At 71.6% G+C, this 964-nt stretch carries 2 protein-coding genes; both read right to left on the bottom strand.

All coding sequences use genetic code 11. The features are described 5' to 3' along the window. Positions 1 to 571: acetyl-CoA carboxylase biotin carboxyl carrier protein (locus tag U9977_RS19580; RefSeq protein WP_322750735.1), on the bottom strand; the 571-nt coding region annotated here is incomplete at its 3' end. Next, a partial coding sequence (locus U9977_RS19585) for a pentapeptide repeat-containing protein (RefSeq protein WP_322750736.1) occupies positions 571 to 964 on the bottom strand: 394 nt, incomplete at its 5' end. The genes U9977_RS19585 and U9977_RS19580, both read right to left, overlap by 1 nt.

The following is a 964-nucleotide window of genomic DNA, read 5'->3' on the forward strand; positions in this document are numbered from 1 at the left end:
CAACGACGCGGCCGGAGACGTCCGCCTCCACCGGGATCATCAGCTTCATCGCCTCGATGATCGCAACCTGCTGGCCCCGGACGATCATGTCGCCTTCGGCGACAAACGGCTTGGCCCCAGGCTCGGATGCCCGGTAGAACACACCGACCGTGGCGGCACGCAGGACGTGGACGTCGGTGTCCGGCTCGGCCCGCACCGGGCCGATCTGTGCGCGGGCGGGTTCCGGTCTGCTCTGCTCGCGGCCCGGCACCGGCACCGGCTCCCGCGCCGGACCGGACCCCGGCCCGGCCATAGCCCCCGACGCGATCGCCGGTGTCGGCGACCAGGCAACCTCGACGAAGATGTCACCGGCGCCCGCCCGCACCCGAACGGGCGTCCGGGACGCCTGGTCGCATACGGCGATCGCCTGTTGGCGCAGGATCGTCAGGATCTCGTCGAGCTCGTCGGCACCCCAGCTCGTCGACCGGTGCGATTCCCGCCCCGCCGGTGACGCCGACGGGCTCTCGCCCGGATCGGATCCGACGATCCCGGCTGATCCGGGCGACGCACCGTTGGTCGGAAGCATGGTCATCAGGCACTTTCCTTTTGGCCGGGGCCGGCGCTGTCGGGACCGGCACTGTCGAGGTCGGCACCGTCAAGGTCGGCACCGTCAAGGTCGGCATCGTCGAGGTCGGCATCGAGCAGGGTGAGGGTGTGCGCGCCGAACTGCCGGAACCGGGTCCTGCGTCCGGTGACGAGGGTCATCTGGTCCCGCGGCAGCAACTCGGCCAACGTGCTGGTCAGGGCGTCACGAAGGGCGTGCGCGGCCAGCAGGTGATCGCTGTGTGCACCGCCGTCGGGCTCGGGAACCACGCCGTCGACCACGCCGCTACGCAGCAGCTCACGTGCGTCGACACGCAGTGCCGCGGCAGCCTTCGGTCCGGCGGCGGCGTCCTTCCACAGGATCGCGGCGCAGCCCTCCGGG

The sequence above is a fragment of the Protofrankia sp. Cas8 genome (genome assembly GCF_963555845.1).
In the GTDB taxonomy this organism is placed as follows: Bacteria; Actinomycetota; Actinomycetes; order Frankiales; family Frankiaceae; genus Protofrankia.